This is a genomic window from Neolewinella marina (assembly GCF_002631205.1).
In the GTDB taxonomy this organism is placed as follows: domain Bacteria; phylum Bacteroidota; class Bacteroidia; order Chitinophagales; family Saprospiraceae; genus Neolewinella; species Neolewinella marina.
Window position 1 is genome coordinate 1 of sequence record NZ_PDLO01000012.1, and the last position, 19,965, is coordinate 19,965.

The 19,965-nt window shown below is 63.3% G+C and carries 14 protein-coding genes; 3 read left to right on the forward strand and 11 right to left on the reverse strand.

Features of this window, described 5'->3' with window-relative positions; genetic code table 11:
* Nucleotides 1-12: 12 nt before the first annotated feature.
* The 11 genes from CGL56_RS17350 to CGL56_RS17400 all read right to left on the reverse strand — a co-directional run bounded on the left by CGL56_RS17350 (nt 13) and on the right by CGL56_RS17400 (nt 11,034).
* A complete protein-coding gene (locus tag CGL56_RS17350) occupies nt 13-1,149 on the reverse strand; it encodes a serine hydrolase domain-containing protein (RefSeq protein WP_099107854.1) in 1,137 nt (378 codons plus the stop codon).
* A 102-nt stretch (nt 1,150-1,251) separates the two neighbouring features.
* Nucleotides 1,252-1,686: an SRPBCC family protein gene (locus tag CGL56_RS17355; RefSeq protein WP_099107855.1), complete on the reverse strand. Its 435-nt coding sequence runs from the start codon at nt 1,684-1,686 to the stop codon at nt 1,252-1,254.
* 1 nt (nt 1,687) lies between these two features.
* Nucleotides 1,688-2,101 carry a VOC family protein gene (locus CGL56_RS17360; protein WP_167641462.1) on the reverse strand — a complete coding sequence of 138 codons (414 nt, stop codon included), beginning with the start codon at nt 2,099-2,101 and terminating at the stop codon, nt 1,688-1,690.
* A gap of 58 nt (nt 2,102-2,159) precedes the next feature.
* Nucleotides 2,160-2,495, reverse strand: a complete 336-nt coding sequence (locus tag CGL56_RS17365) for an antibiotic biosynthesis monooxygenase family protein (protein ID WP_099107857.1) — start codon at nt 2,493-2,495, stop codon at nt 2,160-2,162.
* Between the two features lie 997 nt (nt 2,496-3,492).
* The gene (locus CGL56_RS17370) at nt 3,493-4,074 is read right to left on the reverse strand and encodes a YdeI/OmpD-associated family protein (RefSeq protein ID WP_099107858.1); all 582 of its coding nucleotides are present in this window, start codon (nt 4,072-4,074) and stop codon (nt 3,493-3,495) included.
* Between the two features lie 34 nt (nt 4,075-4,108).
* Nucleotides 4,109-5,212 (reverse strand): acyltransferase family protein, encoded by a 1,104-nt coding sequence (locus tag CGL56_RS17375; RefSeq protein ID WP_099107859.1) that lies wholly within the window; start codon nt 5,210-5,212, stop codon nt 4,109-4,111.
* Nucleotides 5,213-5,289: 77 nt separating this feature from the next.
* On the reverse strand, nt 5,290-6,300 hold the full coding sequence (locus CGL56_RS17380; protein ID WP_099107860.1) for a YncE family protein: 1,011 nt from the start codon (nt 6,298-6,300) through the stop codon (nt 5,290-5,292).
* A 58-nt stretch (nt 6,301-6,358) separates the two neighbouring features.
* Entirely contained in the window at nt 6,359-6,865 is a 507-nt protein-coding gene (locus CGL56_RS17385) for a DUF1648 domain-containing protein (RefSeq protein ID WP_099107861.1), read from the reverse strand.
* 124 nt (nt 6,866-6,989) lie between these two features.
* Nucleotides 6,990-7,424 carry a hypothetical protein gene (locus CGL56_RS17390; RefSeq protein ID WP_099107862.1) on the reverse strand — a complete coding sequence of 145 codons (435 nt, stop codon included), beginning with the start codon at nt 7,422-7,424 and terminating at the stop codon, nt 6,990-6,992.
* Between the two features lie 185 nt (nt 7,425-7,609).
* A complete protein-coding gene (locus CGL56_RS17395; RefSeq protein WP_099107863.1) occupies nt 7,610-9,997 on the reverse strand; it encodes an alpha-L-rhamnosidase-related protein in 2,388 nt (795 codons plus the stop codon).
* 56 nt (nt 9,998-10,053) lie between these two features.
* Nucleotides 10,054-11,034: a c-type cytochrome gene (locus CGL56_RS17400; RefSeq protein WP_099107864.1), complete on the reverse strand. Its 981-nt coding sequence runs from the start codon at nt 11,032-11,034 to the stop codon at nt 10,054-10,056.
* A 272-nt stretch (nt 11,035-11,306) separates the two neighbouring features.
* Here CGL56_RS17400 and CGL56_RS17405 point away from each other — a divergent pair, with 272 nt between their 5' ends.
* The 3 genes from CGL56_RS17405 (at nt 11,307) to CGL56_RS17415 (ending at nt 19,956) form a co-directional block, all read left to right on the forward strand.
* Entirely contained in the window at nt 11,307-15,386 is a 4,080-nt protein-coding gene (locus CGL56_RS17405; RefSeq protein ID WP_167641461.1) for a two-component regulator propeller domain-containing protein, read from the forward strand.
* Between the two features lie 79 nt (nt 15,387-15,465).
* The gene (locus CGL56_RS17410; protein ID WP_099107893.1) at nt 15,466-16,857 is read left to right on the forward strand and encodes a sulfatase family protein; all 1,392 of its coding nucleotides are present in this window, start codon (nt 15,466-15,468) and stop codon (nt 16,855-16,857) included.
* Between the two features lie 51 nt (nt 16,858-16,908).
* Nucleotides 16,909-19,956 carry a SusC/RagA family TonB-linked outer membrane protein gene (locus CGL56_RS17415; protein WP_099107866.1) on the forward strand — a complete coding sequence of 1,016 codons (3,048 nt, stop codon included), beginning with the start codon at nt 16,909-16,911 and terminating at the stop codon, nt 19,954-19,956.
* Nucleotides 19,957-19,965: the final 9 nt, after the last annotated feature.

Genomic DNA, 19,965 nt, shown 5'->3' on the forward strand with positions numbered 1-19,965 from the left:
CCCCACCCCCCCCTACCCCGCCGAGCCTTCCAGAAAATCCGTCACCACCCGGTAGCTTTCCTCGATGAGGTCAGTGTCAAACAGCCGCTCCGAATTCATGAAGATGGCGATCGTGAGGGGCCGGTCCAGGGCGTGGATGACGAAGGTTTGGGTACCAAACCATCCCCCTCCGTGCACCGCTAAACGGTCGGTCACCTCCCAGCCCATGGCGTAGTATTTGTCGCCGGGATAGACGAAGGGAACGTGGGGGTGTTCCTCCAGCTGCATCGAGCTGGGCTGGAATATCTTCCGGTGCAACCCGGGGGAAAGTATCCGCTGTTCCCGCAGCGCCTGGTCGTAGGCGAAGTAGTCGGCCACGCTGGTGTACACCCCGCCGGCGCCGAGCAGACCGTTGAGGTAGTGTCCGTCCACCGGTTTCCACTGGCCGGTGGAATCGCGGTCGTAGGCGCGGGCCCGCTCCGGCAGCTCTATCGGTGCGGCCGTATTGTAGAAGACGGTATGCTCCATACCCGCCGGCCGGAACACCTGCTCGCGGGCGTAGGCGGCAAAGTCCTGTCCGCTCACCTCCTCCACGATGGCGGCGAGCAGCTCGTAGGCGCCGTTGTTGTAGCGGAAAACCTCCCCCGGGGGCGATTCGGTGGGCGGATTGGTCTGGTACCATTCGACCAGGTCCCGGTTCGTAGCGATCCGGGTCGAATCCCATATTTCGAAGAAGGCTTCCTCCCCGTCCGGAATGCCGGAGGTGTGGTTGAGCAATTGCTCGATGGTCACGCCACGAAAGACCTCAAAGGGGAAGATGCGGTAGACGGTATCGGAGAGCGACAGCCGGCCCGCGTCCACCAGGCTCAGTACCGCCAGGGCCGTGAACTGCTTGCTTACGGAAGCCATACGCATTTGGGTATTGACGGTGATGGGTTGCCCCGCCTCCAGGTCGCGCAGCCCGTAGCCCTTGCCGATCACCAGGCGACCGTCGTAAGCCACCATCAAAGCGGCACCCGGCTCGTCCGGCGCGATTTCCGTGGCGAACAGGGAGTCGAGTCGGGCCTCCAGGAGAGCTGTCCCCCGAGCGGTTCCGGAATCCGGTTCATCCCCGTCATGACAGCCCACCAGTAAATGCATCAGCAACAATTGAAGGATCAGGTATCTCATCCGTACTGGGTTGCGGCCGCGGCAGGCGGGCCGGTTTCCGTTTTGCTTCCTATGCGCCGGGGGCAGTGGTTGTTACCCCCGCTCCGATTGATTTTTACGCGGTTAATGCGTGGTCGAGTCGGCGAGGTACGCCGGCAGCCGCTGCTGCAGAAAGTATTCCCAGCCGCCGCGGCAGCTTTCCTCGGTGAACTCCGGCACGTCATCCGGGAAGGTCTCCAGTCCCTCGTTGTATACCGTTACCCGGGTGCCGCCGTCGTCGGCGTCGGCCAGGCGGAAGGTGACGGGGCCAGCGCCCGGGTACTCCTCGTAGGTCCACACGTAGGTGATCTCCTCACCGGGTACCACCCGGGTCACTTCCCAGTGGGCGGTGAAGGTGCGTTCCTCCGACTGCATGGTGAAGCTGGTGGTGAACCCCACTTCGGGCCGGAAGTCGGGGATATTGGCGAAGTACCATTCCCGCATTCGCCCGGGTTCAGTGAGGGCGGCCCACACTTCGGCGCGGGGGGCGGGGACTTCAGTGGTCAGGGTAACGGGCATATCAGGTCAGTTGAATAAGTTGGAGGTAGTTGCCGTTGTCGTCGTCCAGTACGGCCTCGTAGCCGTAGGAGGTCTGCTTGGGGTCCTTGCGGAAGACCACGCCCCGGTCCTTCAGTTCCGCCGTCGTGGCGTGGATGTCCTCGGCGCTGAAGGTCATCACCGGCATCCCCATTTCGTAGAGTTCCCGCTTGTACTGCCGTGCGATGGCGATGCCCTCCGGCTCGGTGGGTTCCAGCAGGATGGACACCGCCCCCTCCCCCGCCCCGGCCGATTTGACGATGGCCAGGTAGGCCTCGGGCATGAACATCACCTCCTCAAAGCCGAGCACCTCGGTATAGTAACGGAAGGCCTTCGCGGGATCCGCGACGAAGATGCTGACCATCGACAGCTTCATGGGGTGTTTGCAGGGAGTCATACGGCAAAAGTTGTGCCCTAACCTACGCATTGTAGGGCAAAAGTCGGTGTCACTCCTTTCATCCCACGTTCCGGTGGGCGGAGTAGACGACGTCGTAGGCCCGCGGCTGGGGCTTGTAGGGCCCGATCACCGGCCGGATCCGCTGTTGCTTTTCCTCGTCCCGCCGGAATTCGTCGAAGGCGTCCCGGCTCTCCCACTGGAAGTAGTTGATCACCTTCTCGCCATCCTGGCTCAGGTGGAGGTGGGAAGAGATGAACCCCGGTTGGTGGCACACGATGTCGTGCACCAGCGCCTGTATCTTCTCGCTCAGTTCCTTCTGCTGCCACGGCTCCACCGTAAACTCAAAAATGACGGTGTATACGTCGTACCCCTCCCCCAGGTGTGCGTGTGCCATGGTGCTCGTGTTGTGGGGCGGATGGGCTTGAGCGTCCGTCCTCCCGTGGTTGCTGGTTATGCTCACTCGTAATTTAGGCCCTAGGGGTAAGTGGGGCAACCGCGGTGGGGTTTTTCGGGGGCGCGGCCGCGGGTGCCGGGGGAATACTTACGCTTCGCGTGCCAGGGGTTTCTTTACCGCGGATGGCCGCGGATTCGTTTCGCCGATTAACGCAGATAGGCCCACGCGCCGCGTGGCCGGACACTTCCACTCGCCGAGTGGAAGACAACAATCGAGAAGGAGGACACTACGTAAATCAATCTGCGGCCCAATCCGCGTAATTTGCGGTATTAATCCCTCCAGTTTACCGCAGATATACGCAGATTAATTTTTGCCACGTAACGCAGATAGGACCCACTCGGCGCGTGGGCGGACACTTCCACTCGCCGAGTGGAAGACACCAATCGATTAGGAGGACACTACCCTACGACCATCTGCGACCAAATCCGCGCAATCTGCGGTATTACCCCCCTCCAGTTTACCGCAGATACCCGCAGATTTATTTTCGCGGATTAACGCAGATTCTCTCTCACTGGACATTAAATAGTAATGGGTTCGCCCTTACAGCCGGCCGGATGACGGGCCGCGGCAGGGCGTTAAAAAATACACACTGTATGAGCCGGGAAAATGCTATTGGGTGAGGAGAAATACAATATGGATCGCAGGCACAATTGGTTGAGGCCAGGATCATGCGAGTTTGTGGATTTTAGTCCTGCCGGGGTTCGGCAGCCGATTAAGCCGGATGTACAGGCTTGATTTTTTGTTTCTTTTTCATCAAGGAAAAAGAAAAGAGAACTATACATAAGCCCACGCGGCGCGTGGGCGGCCCGCCCCCCCCTCGCCGAGTGGAAGACAACAATCGAGTAGGAGGCCGACACCACTTAAATCTATCTGCGGCCCAATCCAAGTAATCTGCGGTAACCCATTCACAAGCTTCCGAAGGAAGCGAAACCCCGCCCTACCGATCATCCAATCCCAGCCCCGCCAAAATCCGCGGTATATGCTTCTCCACCCGGGCCGTGCGGGTTTTCGACTGCTTGGCAGAGGCGAAGTGCAGCAAATAGGCCCGCTGCCGACCGGGGGTGAGGCCCTCGAAGGCGGATTTCAACTCAGGGTCGCGGTCAAGCGCCGTGCGGAATTCCTCCGGGACCGGGTAATCCTTCGTGGCCTTGCGCTTCACTTCCTTCCCCGCCCGCTCGGCGGCGATGGCTTCCCGGAGGTAGGCGACGATGGTATCCTTCCGCTCGGCGATCTCCTCCGCGGTGGTGAAGCGCAGCTGCCGGGCCGCCTGGGTGTTTTCGCCGGCTTGCACGAGCAGTCCTGCCGGATCCTGGAGCAGGGCGCCCTTGAAGAACATCAGCGCGCAGTACGCCTTGAAGGGCATCAGGATGGCTACGTTCTTGCCGTCGAGGGTATAGCAGGGCTTGCCCCACTTCATGGTCTCCGTCAGACCGCATTGCAGACAGATTTCCCGCAGTTGCACCTGCGCCTGCCGCCACTTTGTCGTTTTCTGGAAGTAGGTATCGACCGTAGGATTCATAGGGGGATTTTTAAAATGGACATCCGGTGTCGCCTTACACCGAGATGAAGGTGCGATTGCGGTACATGTACCAGAGGAGGAGGTACAGCAGGGCGAACCCGCCCAGGGTGGTCAGCGCCGGATAGTAGTCGCCGGTGAACTGCTCCAGGCCGAACAGCAGGTCGCCGGCGATGGAGGGGAAGCTGATGACGTGCGACAGTACGTACGCCGTAATGGCGTTCACCCCGATGACCTCCAGGGGGAAGGCCCAGCGGGTGTGGCCGCGCACGTCCACGATCCAGTAAAAGAGGGCCAGGAGGAGGAAGCAGACCCCGGAGGAGGCCAGTACGAAGCTGCTCGTCCAGAGCTTCTTCACGATGGGGTGCCAGGTGCCCCAGAGGAGGCCCGCCGCCAGGCTGATTACCCCGGCGAGGACCAGGTAGAGGGTGATCTTTTTGGGCGGGGTGGCCGACTTGATCAGTTCGCCGGCGAACAGTCCCGACAGCGTAGTGGCCGTGAAGCCCAGTCCGCTCAGCAGCCAGGTGTACTGCAGTCCGTCGTCGAAGCGGCCGAAGACGAGCCGGTCGACGTAGAGGGCGAAGTTGCGGTCGGGCAGCAGCTCACTCCGCCCCACCCCCGGCACCGTGGGCAGGGTCAGCAGGGCGGCGTACCCCAACAGGCAGCCGGCGAAAAGGAGGTAGCGTCCCCGGCGGTCGAGATGCAGAAAGGCCAGACAGGAAAAGAAGTAGCCCACGGCAATGGCCTGCAGGGTGTTGCTGAAGACGTGGAACCGCTCCGCGTCCCAGGCCAGCAGGTTGCCCTGCACGATCCAGCCGAGGATGAAGAGGATGACCACGCGGCGGATCAGCTTGCGGTAGATGGCCGCCCGGGTCGTCTCCTCCTGCATCCGCCGGGAAAGGCTGAAGGGGATGACGGCCCCCACCACGAAGAGGAAGAGGGGCATGATGATGTCGTAGGCCGTGGAACCGAACCACTCCGGGTGGTTGAACTGCCCGGCCACGGCCGCGGTAACCGGGGTGTCGGCCGCCTGGTGCAGCTGGGCGAAAAAGCGGTCGGCCACGATGATCATCAGCATGTCGAATCCCCGCAACACGTCAATGGAGAGGATACGCCGGGGCCGGACTTCAGGATTGTGCATGTAAGATCGACGAATTCAGTTTTCCCCCTCCCCGCTGCTCAAAGTACGTATTGCCGCCGCAACGGGAAAGCCGGTCTTCACCGCGGCAGAAAAACGAAACCGTTGGGGCGATTCACCCGCCCGAAGGGCGCGACGCTGAAGTCGGTCAGGTCGATCCGGCTCAGGTGGTCGTCCATGGCGTTGCTGACCAGGGCGTGGGCCCCGTCGGGCGTCAGCTGTACGTAGATGGGGGCCCGGCCACAGTTGAGTCGGTGGAGCACCGCACCGGTGGCGGCGTCAATCACCAGCACCACGTTGTCGAAGGGAGCCGGCGCGAAGATCAGCCGCTCGTCGGCGCTGAGGGCGGAATAGAGGAGCTGCCCCACCCCGAAGCCCCGGAGGTGGCGGACTACCGACAGGTCACTGGTGTCGATCACGTAGAGCTCGTCGCGGCAGCTCAGCAGCAGCCGGCGGTGATCGTCCAGCGGAGCCACGCCCCGCAGCGGACTATCGGTAGCGAAGTGTCCCCGCGGCGCCCCCGTAGTAGCGTCGAAGCGGTGGAGGCCCGCCGGCCCGGCCTGGAGATAGACGGTGGCACCGTCGGGAGAAAAGGTGAAGTTGTGGTTGCCCGCCGGCAGGGGAAAGGAACGCCGGATGTGGCCGTCGCGGGTGTCGTACACCAGCATCGAGTCGCCATACTCCACGTTCACGAACAGCTCGCGGGGGTGGCCGGGCCGCAGGCGGATGCCGTGGGGGCCCCGGCTGCTGTCCACCGCTCCGGGGCGGTAGGTGGGCCAGTGGGCCGCGGTAGCGAGGTCGTCAGTACTGATGACCGACACCGTGGTGCCCGGCACGCCGATGGTGTAGTCGTAGTCCTCCACCCCGAAATTGGAAACGTAGGCCAGGCGCCGGGGGCCATCCAGTTCAATTTCGTGGGGATTATAGCCCACCCGAACGCTGTCGAGGGTGGTGCCGCTGGCGTCGAGCAGCTTCACCTGCCCACTGCCCTGTTCGACCACGAGGACGCGCCAGCCCGCCGGGCGGGGCCGCAGGGTGTGGCAGCCCAGGAACAGGCAGATACTCAGCAAGGCAGCGAGGGCGGGGCGCATGATTCGACCGTTGGCTTACCAGTAAGATAACGGCTTTTGGCCTCCCCAATGCGGGAATTCAGGTGTCCCGGACGGCCCGGTAGGCGAACACGGCCAGGGTACCGAATACGGCCAGCAGGAAGAGGGGGGTGAACCAGGCGCCCAGTCCGTCCTGCTGCCCCAGGGCCACCCGCACCGTAGCGGAGGTGATGTAGACGAAGGCCCAGACGGTCACCGCCGTCACGGCCCTCACCATCCGGATGGCATTGCGGTACTGCCGGCGGGCGTTCTCGTGGGTGATGCGGCGGGGGTAATTGAAGGTGTGGGGGTGTCGGGCCGCCCAGTAGCTGCCGACCTGCAGCAGCAGTCCCAGCCCCACCAGCCACCAGATGTGGACCTTGTCGCCGTAGCGGTCGGGCATTCCGAACAGGTCGAAGTGGAGGGGTATGCGCTCCGGCAGTTCGCCGTAGGCCAGCAGCACCACGGTGAAGTGGGCGATCACCCCCAGCCAGCCGGCCAGGGCGAGCCGCTGATCGCCGGGGGTGGGCGGCAGATCGGGGCGCGGGCGGGCGGGATCGCGGGGCATCACGGCCGGGGAGTATGGAAGGTGAGTAAGGCGTACATCACCTCCATAAGATACGGCGGGACAAAAAAACGCAGGCCCGTATCGCTACGGGCCTGCGCTGATCAATAAAGCCGAAGCTTTGGGATTATTGCTGTACGGAGCCGAGTACCTGCTGAACCTGAGCCAGCAGGGTTTCGATTTCGGTGCGGTCGGTTACCTCACCGGCGCGTACGCCTTCGGTGACGGTGTCGAGCTGCTCGATTACGTTCTCCAGTTGCTGTTGGGCATCGCCTTCCAGCATGGTCACCTGGTTCTCCAGCGAGGAGATACCGAGTTCCATTTTTTCGGCGGCGGTAGCGAACTGACCACCGTCGATGTCAGCCAGGGCGGCTTCGAAGTGGGTGGTGTAAGCGGTGGCGTCCTCCATCATGGCGGCGTCCTCCATTTCAACGGGTTCGGCGGCTACTTCCATGCCGGGGGTGAGTTCCTGCTCGGTACCGTCAACGGTCTCGGTGGAAGAAGAATCGCTACAGCTGGCAAAAACGAGGCCGAGAAAGCCTGCAATCAAAACGTGTTTCATGGTAATCTGAAGGTTATGTGAACTGCCCTCCCCCCTGCGCCCTGGCCAACGTGGCGCGGCGATCGGGTGAAAGACATGGTGAAGACGCACGGCCGCCGTTCGGTCACATCTTTTCTTAAAAATCTTTTAAAGTTTTTTTGGCCCCGGGGGGCGGGTGCCGTGTGACGGGTCCGCAGGGCCCGGGTTCACAGGGCCACCGCGTTGGTGCCGCCGCTCAGGGGGGTGGTGGTACCCTCCCAGATAAATTCGCCGGTCACTCCCTCCGGCAGGGTGACGGTGGCGCGGCCGGCGTCCAGATCGTAGTCCACCGCGATGGTCCCCGCCGGGTGGGGCATCTCGCCGCCGATCTTCCGCAAAGCGCCCAGGTGGGGCTCGATGCGTACCGTACGGAAGTGGGGGGAGGCCGAGTCGATGCCGAGCACGGTGCGGTAGAGCTCCACGTTGGGGCTCGACCCCCAGGCGTGGCAGTCCGAGCGGGCCCCGGCCACGTTCGAGTCCTCCGCCCAGGTGGTCAGGCCCAGGTCCAAGTTGGTGCGCCAGACGTCGAGCCAGCTGAGGTAATCGTCGCCGCGGCCCGCCCGCACCAGGGCCCGGTGCAGGTAGTAGCGGAAATAGATAGAGGCGGGAGATAACCCCTCCCCGGTGAGCAGTCGGTCGGCCAGGCGGGGCATTTCCTCCTCACCTACCAGGCCCGCCAGGATGGCCAGGGTATTGGCGTGCTGGGAGTAGGTGTCGTGTTCCGGCGTATCGGCGTATAGTCCGCGGCCGGCATTCCAGTACTTGGCCTGGATGGTGGTGGCCAGCTGTTCGGCCCGATTGCGGTACTGCTCCGCGAAGGCCGCCATGCCCAGCTCCCGTTCCAGGGCCTCGGCGTTCTGGTAGGCCAGCAGCAGCTGGAGGTCGAGGATGGCCGACTGCCCCCGGGGTCCCATGGGAGGGATGCCGCGGGGCCACTCCTCCACCCAGTCGGTGAAGGACCAGTTGGGCAAGTTGACCAGCGAGCCGTCGGCCGCCTGGAAACCGGCGAAGTAGTCCATCACCTGCCGGGCCCCGAAGAGCTGTTCCTGGACGAATTCACGGTCGGCCCCGTACATCATGTAATCTCGCAGCATCCCCACGTACCAGAGGGAGAAGGGGGCGATGATCTGCTTGATGTTCGTGGGGTAACGGCTCAGGGTGACGCCCTCGGGTTGCCGCGACTGGTGCATGAGGTTCAGGGCGTTCTTCACCAGGCGGTCGTCGCCGGTGTTGTAGAGGGTTACCATGGCCTGGATGCGGGTATCGCCGATGTACTGCAGCTGCTCCCAGTAGGGGCAGTCCATATAGGTATCCATGGCGCAGAGGCGGGCCGTGCGCCAGCCCACGTCGAGCAGGGCCTCCACGGCGGGGTCCGCCCCCGTCAGCCGGGCCCGCCGCTCGAAGGGGTAGCCGACCGCCTCGGCCGTGATGTCCTCGATGACCAGCGGATCGTCGGCGGTGCGGATGGCCACCTCCACGTAGCGGTAGGTGCGGTAGGACAGCGGGGTAAACACCTGCCGGGGGGAGCCGTCGGTGAAGAGGCTGTCCTGGCGGCCCAGGATGACCTTCCCATCGATGTCGTTGCGGTTGTTCTTGGTGCGCAGGTCCTCCTCGTAGAGCGCTTCGGCGTAGGTAAGTACCACTCGCCCCCCGGCTCCGCCACGGAAGGTGAAGGTGGGGTAGGCGTTGGTGAGGTACGACTGGTCGAGCAGCAGGGTGGCCGTGGTCCGGGGGGGTACCACCAGGGGTACCGGCCGGGCCGGGAATCCCGCCGGCGGGGTCACCCCGCTGGCCCGCCGCACGGCGGCGAAGCGCTCCGCCGTCCGCCCCATTTGGGGCAGCAGGGAGGGCTGCAGCCGCCAGGGTTCGCGGGCGTCCATGCCCACGCTGTTGCGCGGCACCCCGTAGGAAACGACGCGGGCGGGTACCCAGCTGGTCGGGTCGGCGGTGCGGGGGTCCACGCGGCGGGCCATCTCCACCCAGTCGCCGGGGCCGGCCACGTAGTAGCCGTACATGCCGATCATGTCCGGGCGGGGGCCGTAGACGCTCACCGGTACCGGTCGGAAGCTGTCGTCCTGCAGGTAGGCCCAGCTGGTATCGGTATTGACCCGGGCCGACTGGGGCGTGGCCCCCTGCACGATCAGGCCAGTCATGTAGGTGATCTGGGCTTCCTGCCGGTAGTCGCCGGCGTTCCAGACCCGGGCGACCAGGGTATTGGTGCCCGGCTGCAGGAAGGGCGCCAGGTCAAGGCGGTCGTAGTTCCAGTGGTCCAGGTCGCCCTTGGCGGGGCCCCGGGCGGCGAGTTCACCGTTCACGAAGAGGGCGTATTGGTTGTCGGCCGAGAGGAATACGGGAAAGGAGTCGACGGCGGCGGCCAATTCAATGCGTTTGCCAAAATAGTGGACGCCGTAAGCTTCCGCGTCGCCCGTCGGCTGGGTGATCCAGGCGGCGGGCCACGGCTGTTGCAGGAACTCCGGGGCCACCTTCTGGGCGGTAGCCCGGTGGGGGATCAGCAGGGCCAGGAGCAGGAAGCAGCAAAGACAGGTCGGGCGCATCGGCGGGGGGATTGGGTTGCCCTAAAGTAGGACGCGCGCCGGCAATCTCCAGCCCGTTACTTCAGCGATGCCTGGAAATGCTGGATGCGCGAATCCACCGGTTCCAGGGTACGCAGGTAAGCGTAGATGGCGCGCAGGTCTTCCTCCTTCATCTGGCTGTACATCATCCAGGGCATGATGGTCTGGGGATCACCGTCGCCGACGGCGGGGGACTGGTAACTGGAGTCGCGGTACTGCTTGAACCGGGCCACGAACTGATCTTCCGTCCAGTTCCCGAGGCCACTTGGGTGGGGGGTCAGGTTTGCCGAGGTGACGGTCGATCGGTTGGGGAGGGGAAAGACGGTGCCGCCGGCGTAGGGCTTACCGGTGATCTGCCCCCCCTCCTGCTTGGTATGGCACTCCGCGCAGGCGGCGATATTGACCAGGTATTCCCCGTAGCGGACGCGGTCCGCCGGGTCGGGCGGATCCGACAGTTGGGGGTTCTGCGGGATGGTGTTGATGATGAAGTTCATCGGAAAATCGGAGCGGGAGGGCTCAGGCACATAGTCGATGGGGGGCAGGGTGCGCAGGTAGGCGATCACGGCGTGGATGTCCTCCTCGGCGGCCTTGCCGTAGGCCGGATACGGCATGATGGGGAACAGGGCGCGCCCGTCCCGACTTACCCCGGAGGTGATGGCGCGGAAGATCTCGCCGTCTGTCCAGTCGCCGAGGTGGGCGGGGGTCAGGTTGGCGGATACATAGCGCCCCGGCAGGCCCATTTGCTGGTCGAATATTTCCCCACCCCGACCGAGGGAATGTGGAACCAGGGGGGCGGCGTACTGCGACCAGTCGCGGGGGGAGTGGCAGTCGGTGCACGACATGACGTAGTTGGCCAGATACTCCCCGCGGGCGACGCGCTCGGGGGTGAGTTCCACCTTCAGGTCCGGGGCCGGGTCGACGGCGGGCAGCGCCGTTGATACGTAAATCAATACCCCGGTGACCACGACGAGGAGGCCAGCCAGAAGGTAGAGTCCGATTTTGAGAATTTTCTTGCTCATAGTGTGTGTGAGTGGGTGAATACAATCGCCGGTAGGCCTGCAGGGGGGTGCAGGGCCGGGGCGGATAACTGAATGGGTATTCAGGCGGGGCGGTCTTAAGGGGGAAGTACCCGAAAATTAAGGAATTGGCAGGAGGGATGCAAGGGCTGTTCCACGGGGTTTTTGGCACCGGCGCGTGGCGACGGAAATTCCGCCTGGTCTGGAAGGAGCGAAATAAGCTATCACCAAAGTTGTATCTTCCCTATCCGGGTACGCCCCGCCAAAGTCGTTGCATGCCACTTGTTTACCGCCCGGTTGTGGGGTTCATCCTGCTGTGCCTGATCGCGTTCGCCCCGCGGCTGGACGCCCAGCTCAGCAAGCAGATCCACTTCAAGAATATCTCAACGCGGGAGGGACTTTCCTTCCCCCGGGTGACGTGCATCCTGCAGGACCGCAAGGGGTTCATCTGGGTGGGTACCCACCTGGGACTGAACCGCTACGACAGCCGGCAGGTAGCCGTTCACCTGGCGGACCCGGCCGACAGCACCCGCCTGTCCAATGATGAGATCACGGCCCTGTACGAAGACGGGCAGGACCAGCTGTGGGTGGGGACCGAGGTAGGGCTGAACGTCTACGACCGCCACACCTCAAGGTTCCGGCGCTTCGCCCATCCGGCGCTGCGCGCCGGGGCCATCAACGCAATTTCCGGGGACCATCGGGGGCGGGTATTCGTGGTTACCGACCGCGTGCTGCTGCAGTTGAACGAACAACTGCAGGTGGTCCGGGAAACCCGGTTGGAGGACCTATCCTCGGCTCCCGGGATGGAGGCCATGACCGCCCTCCACGTCGATGACCAGCGGAACGTCTGGATCAATACGAACCTGGGCCTGCGGCGGTACGAACCGGAAGCGGGGCGGCTGACCGATCCCCTGGGCGACGACTTCCGCCGCGAGCCGGGGGTAATCGAGTTCGTATCTACCATCTACGTGGATTCAGCGGACCGCATCTGGGTCAGTGACCGGGGCAATGGCCTGCGGTACTACGACCCCGGCCACCGGGAATGGACGGTAGTAGCGGGCCTCAGCTCCCGCTACATCAACGGGGTCATCGAGGACCGGGAGGGGCGGATCTGGGTGTGCACCGGGCGCAACGGGCTGAACATCCTGGATCCCGCCACGGGGGCCGTAGAGGTGATGCTGTACGGAGATCAGCCGGAGAGCAATTTCGTCACCAACTCCCTTTCCTGCATTTACGCGGACAACAACGGGGGCATCTGGATCGGCACCTTCACGAGTGGCCTGGAGTACTACCACCAGCACCAGATGCGCTACAACCTGTTTTTCCCGAAGGGAGAAAACAACGGGATCAACAGCAACTACATCACCTCCTTCGCCCCGACCAAAAATAACGACCTGTGGGTAGGGGCCGGCGAGGAAGGCCTGCTGTTCTACGACCGGAGCGCGGACCGGTTTGAGAAGTTCACGCCCACCGATTCCGACTCACTGAACCTGGGCACGCGCAAGGAAAACAATTACATCATCAGCCTGCTGCTCACGGAAGCGGAGGACCACCTCCTGATTGGCACCCTCAGCGGATTTTACGACTACCACCTCGCCACTGGCCGTTGGAAATACTTCCACCACTCCAACCGCAGCAAGAAACTGCGGCCCGGCAGCCTGGTCAGTTCCATGGTCCAGGACGGCGATACCATCTACCTGTCCAACCTGGACGGCCTGCAGATCTATGACCTCAAGACCGGGGGGCTGGAAAACTACCCCCTGCCCAATCCCGAGCCCGAACACATGGTCACCGCGCTGGTCCACAACGACAGCGTGGTCTACCTCTCTACCCGTTCGGGGACCCTCTACGTATTTTCCAAACGGGAACGCAGCCTGCGCCGCCACGCCTTCCCCGCCGACCAACCGCAGCCCACCAACCTTACCACCCTCTACCTCGACACCCGCAACCGGCTGATCATCTGCTCGGACCACCAGGGGCAGATCCGCTACAGCCCGGACCTCACCACCTACGAAAAGCTGAGCGGGCTGGTCGCGGACAAGCATCTGACGGTGATGGCCGTGTGCGAAGACCCTACGGAGGGCTACTGGCTGGCCACGAACCAGGGGCTGGTGCAGGTCGACGAACAGTGGAAGGTGCGCAACGTGCTCGACCACAATGAGGGATTTCAGCCCACCTACTTCAGTCGGAATGGACTGGCCACCACCCCCGGGGGGGAAGTCGTCGTAGGGGGCAACAGCGGCATGTACGCTTTCGACCCGCGCAACCTCCTCGCCGCGCCCCCGCCGAACGCCCAGGTGCACCTTACGGATTTCCTGCTGATGAACCGGTCGGCGGTGGAGTCGGAGGTGGCCGGGTTCCGCGTACCGGGGGACCTGATGTACCTCGACGGACTGCGCCTGCCGGTCTACCAGAACCTGGTCACTTTCGAGTACACCGCCCTGGATTACCACAACCCCTCGCGGCTGAACTACGCCTACCGCCTCCACCCCTACGAGAAGGAGTGGAACTACGTGGGCAACCGCAATTACGCCACCTACCGCGACCTGCCCGCCGGGGCGTACAACTTCGAGGTAAGGTACCTGGCCCCGGACGGGACCTTCACCGACCAGACGGCCAGCCTTTCCCTGTACATGCCCCCGAAACCCTGGCAGAGCGGCTGGGCCTACCTGGGGTACGGCATCGTACTTTTCCTCCTGGCCCGCCAGTTTTTCCTCTACCGCCGCAACCGGCGCCGGCTGTGGAAGGAGGTGGCAGTGCAGCGGATCCAGCGGGAGAAAATGGAGGAGTTGTACAACTTCAAGATCGACTTCTTCACCCAGATCACCCACGAACTCCGGACGCCCCTGACCCTGATCATCGGGCCGCTGGAAGAGATCATCAGCCGGCGGGGAGGGGGCGGGGAAGGCCGGTTGCTGAGGCTCATCCACCGCAACACCCACAAACTCCTCCACCGCGTCAACCAGATTCTGGACTTCAGGAAAATAGAGCAATCCGACATGAAAGTATTTGCGAAAAAAGGGAACATCGTAGCCTTTGCCGAAGACACCCTGTACAGCTTCCTGGGGATGGCGGAGGAGAAAGGGATAGCCCTCCACTTCGAGACGAATATGGAGAAGTACCCCTACGTACTCTTCGACCGGGACATCCTGGAAAAAATCCTCGTCAACCTGGTGGCCAACGCCGTGAAGTTTACGGACCGCGGCAGCGTATCCGTAGAAGTGATGGAGCCGGAGCACGCCCCCCACCCCACCCACTTCACCATCCGGGTCAGGGATACCGGCCGGGGGATACTGCCCGAAAACCTCGACCAGGTATTCACCACCTTCTTCCAGGAACAGCGGGGGGAAAAGCGGCTGGGTTCAGGCCTGGGCCTCCATATGGTCAAACAGCTCACCACCCTCCACCGCGGCACGATCGAGGTGGCGTCGACCCCCGACGTGGGGACCACCTTTTCACTCACGCTGCCGAAGGCCGACCTCGACCTCATGAGCGAGGAACCCCAGCAACCCCGGGCCAGTACCGTCCCTCCGGCGGTGGCCGCCGGTGATGTCCAGGAAAACCGCACTACGCCCCCTGCGGAAAGCAGCAAGCTGCTGGTGGTGGACGACGAGCCCGACGTGCGTGAGCTCATCGAGGAAATGTTCGCGGATACCCACACCGTGGTTACCGCCGATTCGGGCGAACGCGCGCTGGAGCTGGCCCGGTCGGAGATGCCGGACCTCATCATCAGCGACGTCATGATGCCCGGAATGGACGGGTACGCCCTGTGCGCAACGGCCAAAGCCGATTTCCTGCTGGGCCACATCCCGATTGTCCTGCTGACCGCCCTGAACTCCACCGACCACGAAATAGAAGGGCTCCGCACCGGCGCCGACGCCTACGTAACCAAGCCCTTCCCCACCAGCCTGCTGCGGGCCCGGGTGGAGAACTTGTTGCAATCCCGCAAGCGCCTCAAGCAGTCTTTCCTCCACTCCACCCTGCTGGCCACCGACGACCTCGCGCTCAACCACGCCGACCAGGAGTTCATCGATCGGGTCATCGCCTACATCGACCAGCGGCTGGACGACTGTACCCTCGAGGTAACCGACATCTCGGAGGCCCTGGGGATGTCGTCCTCCACCTTTTACCGCAAACTCAAGAGCCTGACGGACCTCAGCGGCAACGAATTCATCCGCACCATCCGCCTGAAACGCGCCCTGGGGCTGCTGCAGCGGACGAAGCTGTCCATCGCCGAGGTGGGCTACCAGACGGGCTTTTCCGACCCCCGCTACTTTTCCACCTGCTTCAAGCGGCTGTACCAGATGACGCCCTCCGAATTTCAGTCGCAGCACCGCGACAAGGCACTATCGTGACCGATATTTCAACGCATTTGACCGATATGTAGAAGGCAAACGGGGTGCAACGGGCCGAAATTTGGAACAAAATATGGTCATGCGCACATTTGCCCCAATCTTCTTCCTCATACTGCTCTCCCTGACGGCCCAGGCCCAGGAGCGGCCACCCAACATTGTGGTCGTCTTCACCGACGACCTGGGTTACGGCGACCTCAGCTCCTTCGGTCATCCCACCATCCGCACCCCCCACATCGACGGCATCGGCCGCCGGGGGGCCAAACTGACCAGCTTCTACGTAGGGGCCAACGTCTGCTCCCCGAGCCGGGCCGCCCTGCTCACCGGTCGCCTGCCCGTCCGCAGCGGAATGGTAGGCGAAAAACTGGGGGTACTCTTCCCCTTCTCCACGGGCGGCATGCCCCAGACGGAAGTTACCCTGGCGGAAGCCCTCCGGGACGCCGGGTACGCCACCGGCATGGTGGGCAAGTGGCACCTGGGGCACCTGCCGGACTACCTGCCCACCCGCCACGGCTTCGACTACTACTACGGCATCCCCTACTCCAATGACATGCGGTCCAACAGCGACTCCGAAGGGCCGCTGAAGCAGCTCTACTCCACCCTCTATATGCTGGAGGGGGAGAACGTGGTGATCGAAGACGTGGACCAGCACCAGCTGACCATCGACTACACGGAAAAAGTACTCGACTACATCGACGACCACCGGCAGGAGCCCTTCTTCATGTACTACGCCCCGAACTTTCCCCACGTGCCCCTCTACGCGAGTGAAGCCTTCGAGGGCAGTACCCGCCGCGGGCTGTACGGCGACGTGGTCGAGGAACTCGACTGGAGCGTGGGGCAGATCCTCGACCGCCTGCGTCAGCACGGGCTGGAGGAAAACACCATCGTCGTGTTCACCAGCGACAACGGCCCCTGGACTACCCAGGACGAGGAAGGGGGGTCCGCCGGTCTCCTCCGCGGCGGCAAGGGAAGCTGCTGGGAGGGGGGCATGCGGGTCCCCGCCGTGGTGCAGTGGCCGGGCACGATCCCCGGCGACCAGATCATCCAGTCGCTGGGGACCACCATGGACCTCTACACCACCCTGATCAAGGCCGGCGGCGGGCGGGTGCCTACGGACCGCCCCGTCGACGGGAACGACCTCATGCCCGTCTGGAAGGGGGAGCAGGAGGAAGCTACGGAGACCCTTTTCTACTACCACCTCGACCAGCTCTACGCAGTACGGTCGGGCCCCTGGAAGATGCACCTCAAGTCCATCGAATCCTACAGCAACGTGACCCTCTACACTCGTCCCCAGCTGTACCACCTCGACCACGACCCCAGTGAGCAGTACGAAGTGAGCGCCCGCCACGGCGACGTGGTGCGCAGGCTGCGCGAACTGGTGCGGCAGCACGAGGAGGAAATGGAAGAGGTCCGGCCCATCTTCGACGACATCAATGATCCGGCCCGCGCGGTACTGTCGCAACTCGGCTTCTGAGCCTCCTAGGCCCCTCGCATTCATCAGGTTCAAACTTATCAACTATCGATCATGAAATCACTACTCTACATCCTGACCTGCAGCCTGTTCTGCACGGCCAACATCCTTGCCCAGACGGTAAGCGGCAATGTCTCCGGCACCGACGGGGAACCCCTCATCGGGGCCACCATCATGGTGAAGGGGACTACCCGCGGCACCATTACGGACTTTAACGGCGACTTCACCCTCGAAGAAGTGGCGGACACCAATACCCTGGTCTTCTCCTATACCGGCTACGCCTCCCAGGAGGTACCGGCTACCGGCGACCTCAACATCGTCCTCTCCGAGGGCATCGCCATGGACGAGGTCGTGGTGGTCGGCTACGGCACCGTGAAGAAGAGCGACCTGACGGGGGCGGTGTCCTCCCTGAAGACCGAGGACCTGAACCCCGGGGCGAACGCCTCCGTCGACCAGATGATGCAGGGGCGCGCCGCCGGTGTACAGATCAATCAGAGCAGCGCCGAGCCCGGCGGCGGACTATCCATCCGGGTACGCGGCGCCAGTTCCATCAATGCCGGCAACGAGCCGCTCTACGTCATCGACGGATTCCCCATCGACAACAGCCCGAACCTCTCCTCCGGTGGAGCCGGCGGGATCGGCGCCAACGAAAGCCCCCGCAACCCCCTCAACTCCCTTAACCCCAATGATATCGCTTCCATTGAAATCCTGAAGGACGCCTCCGCAACCGCCATTTACGGTTCGCGGGGCGCCAACGGGGTGATCATCATTACTACGAAGAAGGGGAAGGGTGAACAGCTGTCGGTGAACTACAACGCCTACGCCGGTTTGCAGACCGTAGCCCGGCAAATGGACATTCTGTCCACCGAGGAGTACATCACCCTGATGAACGACCTTTCGGTAGCCCGCGGACAGGACCCCGTGTTCAGCGCCTCCGACATTGCCGCGATCGGCGCCGGCACCAACTGGCAGGATGAGGTGTACCGCGATGCGCCGGTCACCGACCACAACCTCTCGCTGAGCGGACGGGCGGGCAGCACCTCGATGTACGCCTCGGTGAACTACTTCAACCAGCAGGGGGTAGTGGAGAATTCCGGAATCGAGAAATTCATCGGCCGCATCAACGTGGAGTCTGAACTCAGCGACCGGGTAACCACGGGCATCAACATCAACACCAGCCTGGTTTCCGACAACAACAACATCGACGGCATCCAGACGAACGAGAATGCCGGCCCCATCTACTCCTCCCTGCTGTACGACCCCACGGAGCCCATCTTCGCCCCCGACGGCAGTTACAACCAGTCGACCAACCTGACCGTCAACAACCCCGTGGCCCTGATCCGGGGCGTGCAGAGCCAGGGGCAGACGAACCGCACCCTGGGCAACGCCTTCCTCTCCGTCGAGGCCCTGCCCAACCTGACGGCCAAGCTCAACTTCGGCACCGACCGGCAGTCGACCCGGAGGGACATCTACAACACCCGCGCCACCTTCTACGGCGGCCCGGCGGGCGGTATCGCCAACATCGTGAACCTGGAGCGTTCCAGCACCCTGCTGGAGTACACCATGAACTACAACACCTCGCTGAACGAGAACCACGCCTTCACCTTCCTGGGCGGGGTTACCTACCAGTGGTTCCAGAACCGGATCTTCGGCGGTAGCATCAGCGGCTTCCCCACCGACGAGATCGGTACCGGCAACCTGAGCCTGGGCGACACGAATACCGACGCCCTGGTGAGCGGGCGGGAAGAAAACACCCTGCTGTCCTACCTGGCGCGCGCCAACTACAACCTCTACGACAAGTTCCTCTTCACGGCCTCCATCCGGGCCGACGGCTCCTCCCGCTTCGGGGAGAACCAGAAATACGGCTACTTCCCCTCCTTCGCCGTGGGCTACAAGCTTTCGGGCGAGCCCTTCGTGCCGGCGGTATTCGAGGAGCTCAAGCTGCGCGCCAGCTGGGGGCAGACGGGCAACCAGGAGATCGGCAACTACGCCTCCCAGTTGACCTTCGGTACGGGCCCCAGCGTGGTTTTCAACGGCAACGTCCAGGGTAGCGTCACCCCCCGGCGCATCGCCAACCCCGACCTGCGGTGGGAAACCACCGAGCAGTTCAACGTAGGCATCGACGCCAGCATCCTGAACGGCCGCATCTACGGCTCGGTGGACTACTTCGTGAAGAACACCAAGGACCTGCTGTTCAACCTGCCGCTGCCGCGGTCCTCCGGCTTCCAGTCCGTGCTAACGAACGTGGGAGAGGTACGCAACCAGGGATTTGAGCTCCTGGCCAACTCCGTCAACGTCTCCACCGCCCGCATCAAGTGGAAGTCTTCCCTCAACTTTTCGACGATCAAAAATGAGGTCCTTGACCTGGGACGCGCTTCCTCCATCGTGACGGGCGACATCCAGTCCGTGGGGAACACCGCCGTCATCCAGGTGGGGCAGCCGCTGGCTTCCTACTACGGCTACGTGGTCACGGGCATCTTCCAGGAGAGCGACAACATCGGCGAATCGCCCCAGCCCAATGCCCGGGCGGGCTTCCCCATCTTCGAGGACCGCAACGGCGACGGCGTCATCACCCCGGCCGACCAGACCATCATTGGCAGTCCGTTCCCCGACTTCACCTACGGCCTGTCGAACTCCTTCTCTTACGGCAACTGGCAGCTGGACATCTTCTTCCAGGGGCAGCAGGGGGCGGACCTCCTCAACATCAACGTGATCGAGAGCCTCTACCCAGCCAACTTCCGCCGCAACCGCCTGGCGGAGCAGTCCCTCGACCGCTGGACGCCCCAGAACCCGAACGCGAAGTGGCCCTCCGGCGTCGACCCCAACGCCTACGGGGCTGGGAAGGTCAATACCCTGGTGCTCCAGGACGCCTCCTACTTCCGCCTGAAGAACGTACAGCTCAGCTATACCGTGCCCACCACCGGCCAGGGCCTGCTGAGCAACCTGCGGTTGTACGTCACGGGGCAGAACCTCTTCACCATCACCGATTACATCGGCTTCGACCCCGAGGCTAACTCCTTCGGCCGCAGCAACGTGCGGGTAGACTACAGCAGCTACCCCCTGGCCCGGACGTACATCGTAGGATTGAACGCCAGCTTCTAACCGGAAAAA

Excerpts from the sequence above, each read along its gene's own strand:
- CGL56_RS17410 (WP_099107893.1), top strand. The coding sequence starts at position 15,466 with ATGCGCACATTTGCCCCAATCTTCTTCCTCATACTGCTCTCCCTGACG.
- CGL56_RS17390 (WP_099107862.1), bottom strand. The coding sequence starts at position 7,424 with ATGAAACACGTTTTGATTGCAGGCTTTCTCGGCCTCGTTTTTGCCAGC.
- CGL56_RS17395 (WP_099107863.1), bottom strand. The coding sequence starts at position 9,997 with ATGCGCCCGACCTGTCTTTGCTGCTTCCTGCTCCTGGCCCTGCTGATC.
- CGL56_RS17365 (WP_099107857.1), bottom strand. The coding sequence starts at position 2,495 with ATGGCACACGCACACCTGGGGGAGGGGTACGACGTATACACCGTCATT.
- CGL56_RS17360 (WP_167641462.1), bottom strand. The coding sequence starts at position 2,101 with ATGACTCCCTGCAAACACCCCATGAAGCTGTCGATGGTCAGCATCTTC.
- CGL56_RS17415 (WP_099107866.1), top strand. The coding sequence starts at position 16,909 with ATGAAATCACTACTCTACATCCTGACCTGCAGCCTGTTCTGCACGGCC.
- CGL56_RS17350 (WP_099107854.1), bottom strand. The coding sequence starts at position 1,149 with ATGAGATACCTGATCCTTCAATTGTTGCTGATGCATTTACTGGTGGGC.
- CGL56_RS17370 (WP_099107858.1), bottom strand. The coding sequence starts at position 4,074 with ATGAATCCTACGGTCGATACCTACTTCCAGAAAACGACAAAGTGGCGG.
- CGL56_RS17380 (WP_099107860.1), bottom strand. The coding sequence starts at position 6,300 with ATGCGCCCCGCCCTCGCTGCCTTGCTGAGTATCTGCCTGTTCCTGGGC.
- CGL56_RS17405 (WP_167641461.1), top strand. The coding sequence starts at position 11,307 with ATGCCACTTGTTTACCGCCCGGTTGTGGGGTTCATCCTGCTGTGCCTG.
- CGL56_RS17400 (WP_099107864.1), bottom strand. The coding sequence starts at position 11,034 with ATGAGCAAGAAAATTCTCAAAATCGGACTCTACCTTCTGGCTGGCCTC.
- CGL56_RS17375 (WP_099107859.1), bottom strand. The coding sequence starts at position 5,212 with ATGCACAATCCTGAAGTCCGGCCCCGGCGTATCCTCTCCATTGACGTG.
- CGL56_RS17355 (WP_099107855.1), bottom strand. The coding sequence starts at position 1,686 with ATGCCCGTTACCCTGACCACTGAAGTCCCCGCCCCCCGCGCCGAAGTG.
- CGL56_RS17385 (WP_099107861.1), bottom strand. The coding sequence starts at position 6,865 with ATGCCCCGCGATCCCGCCCGCCCGCGCCCCGATCTGCCGCCCACCCCC.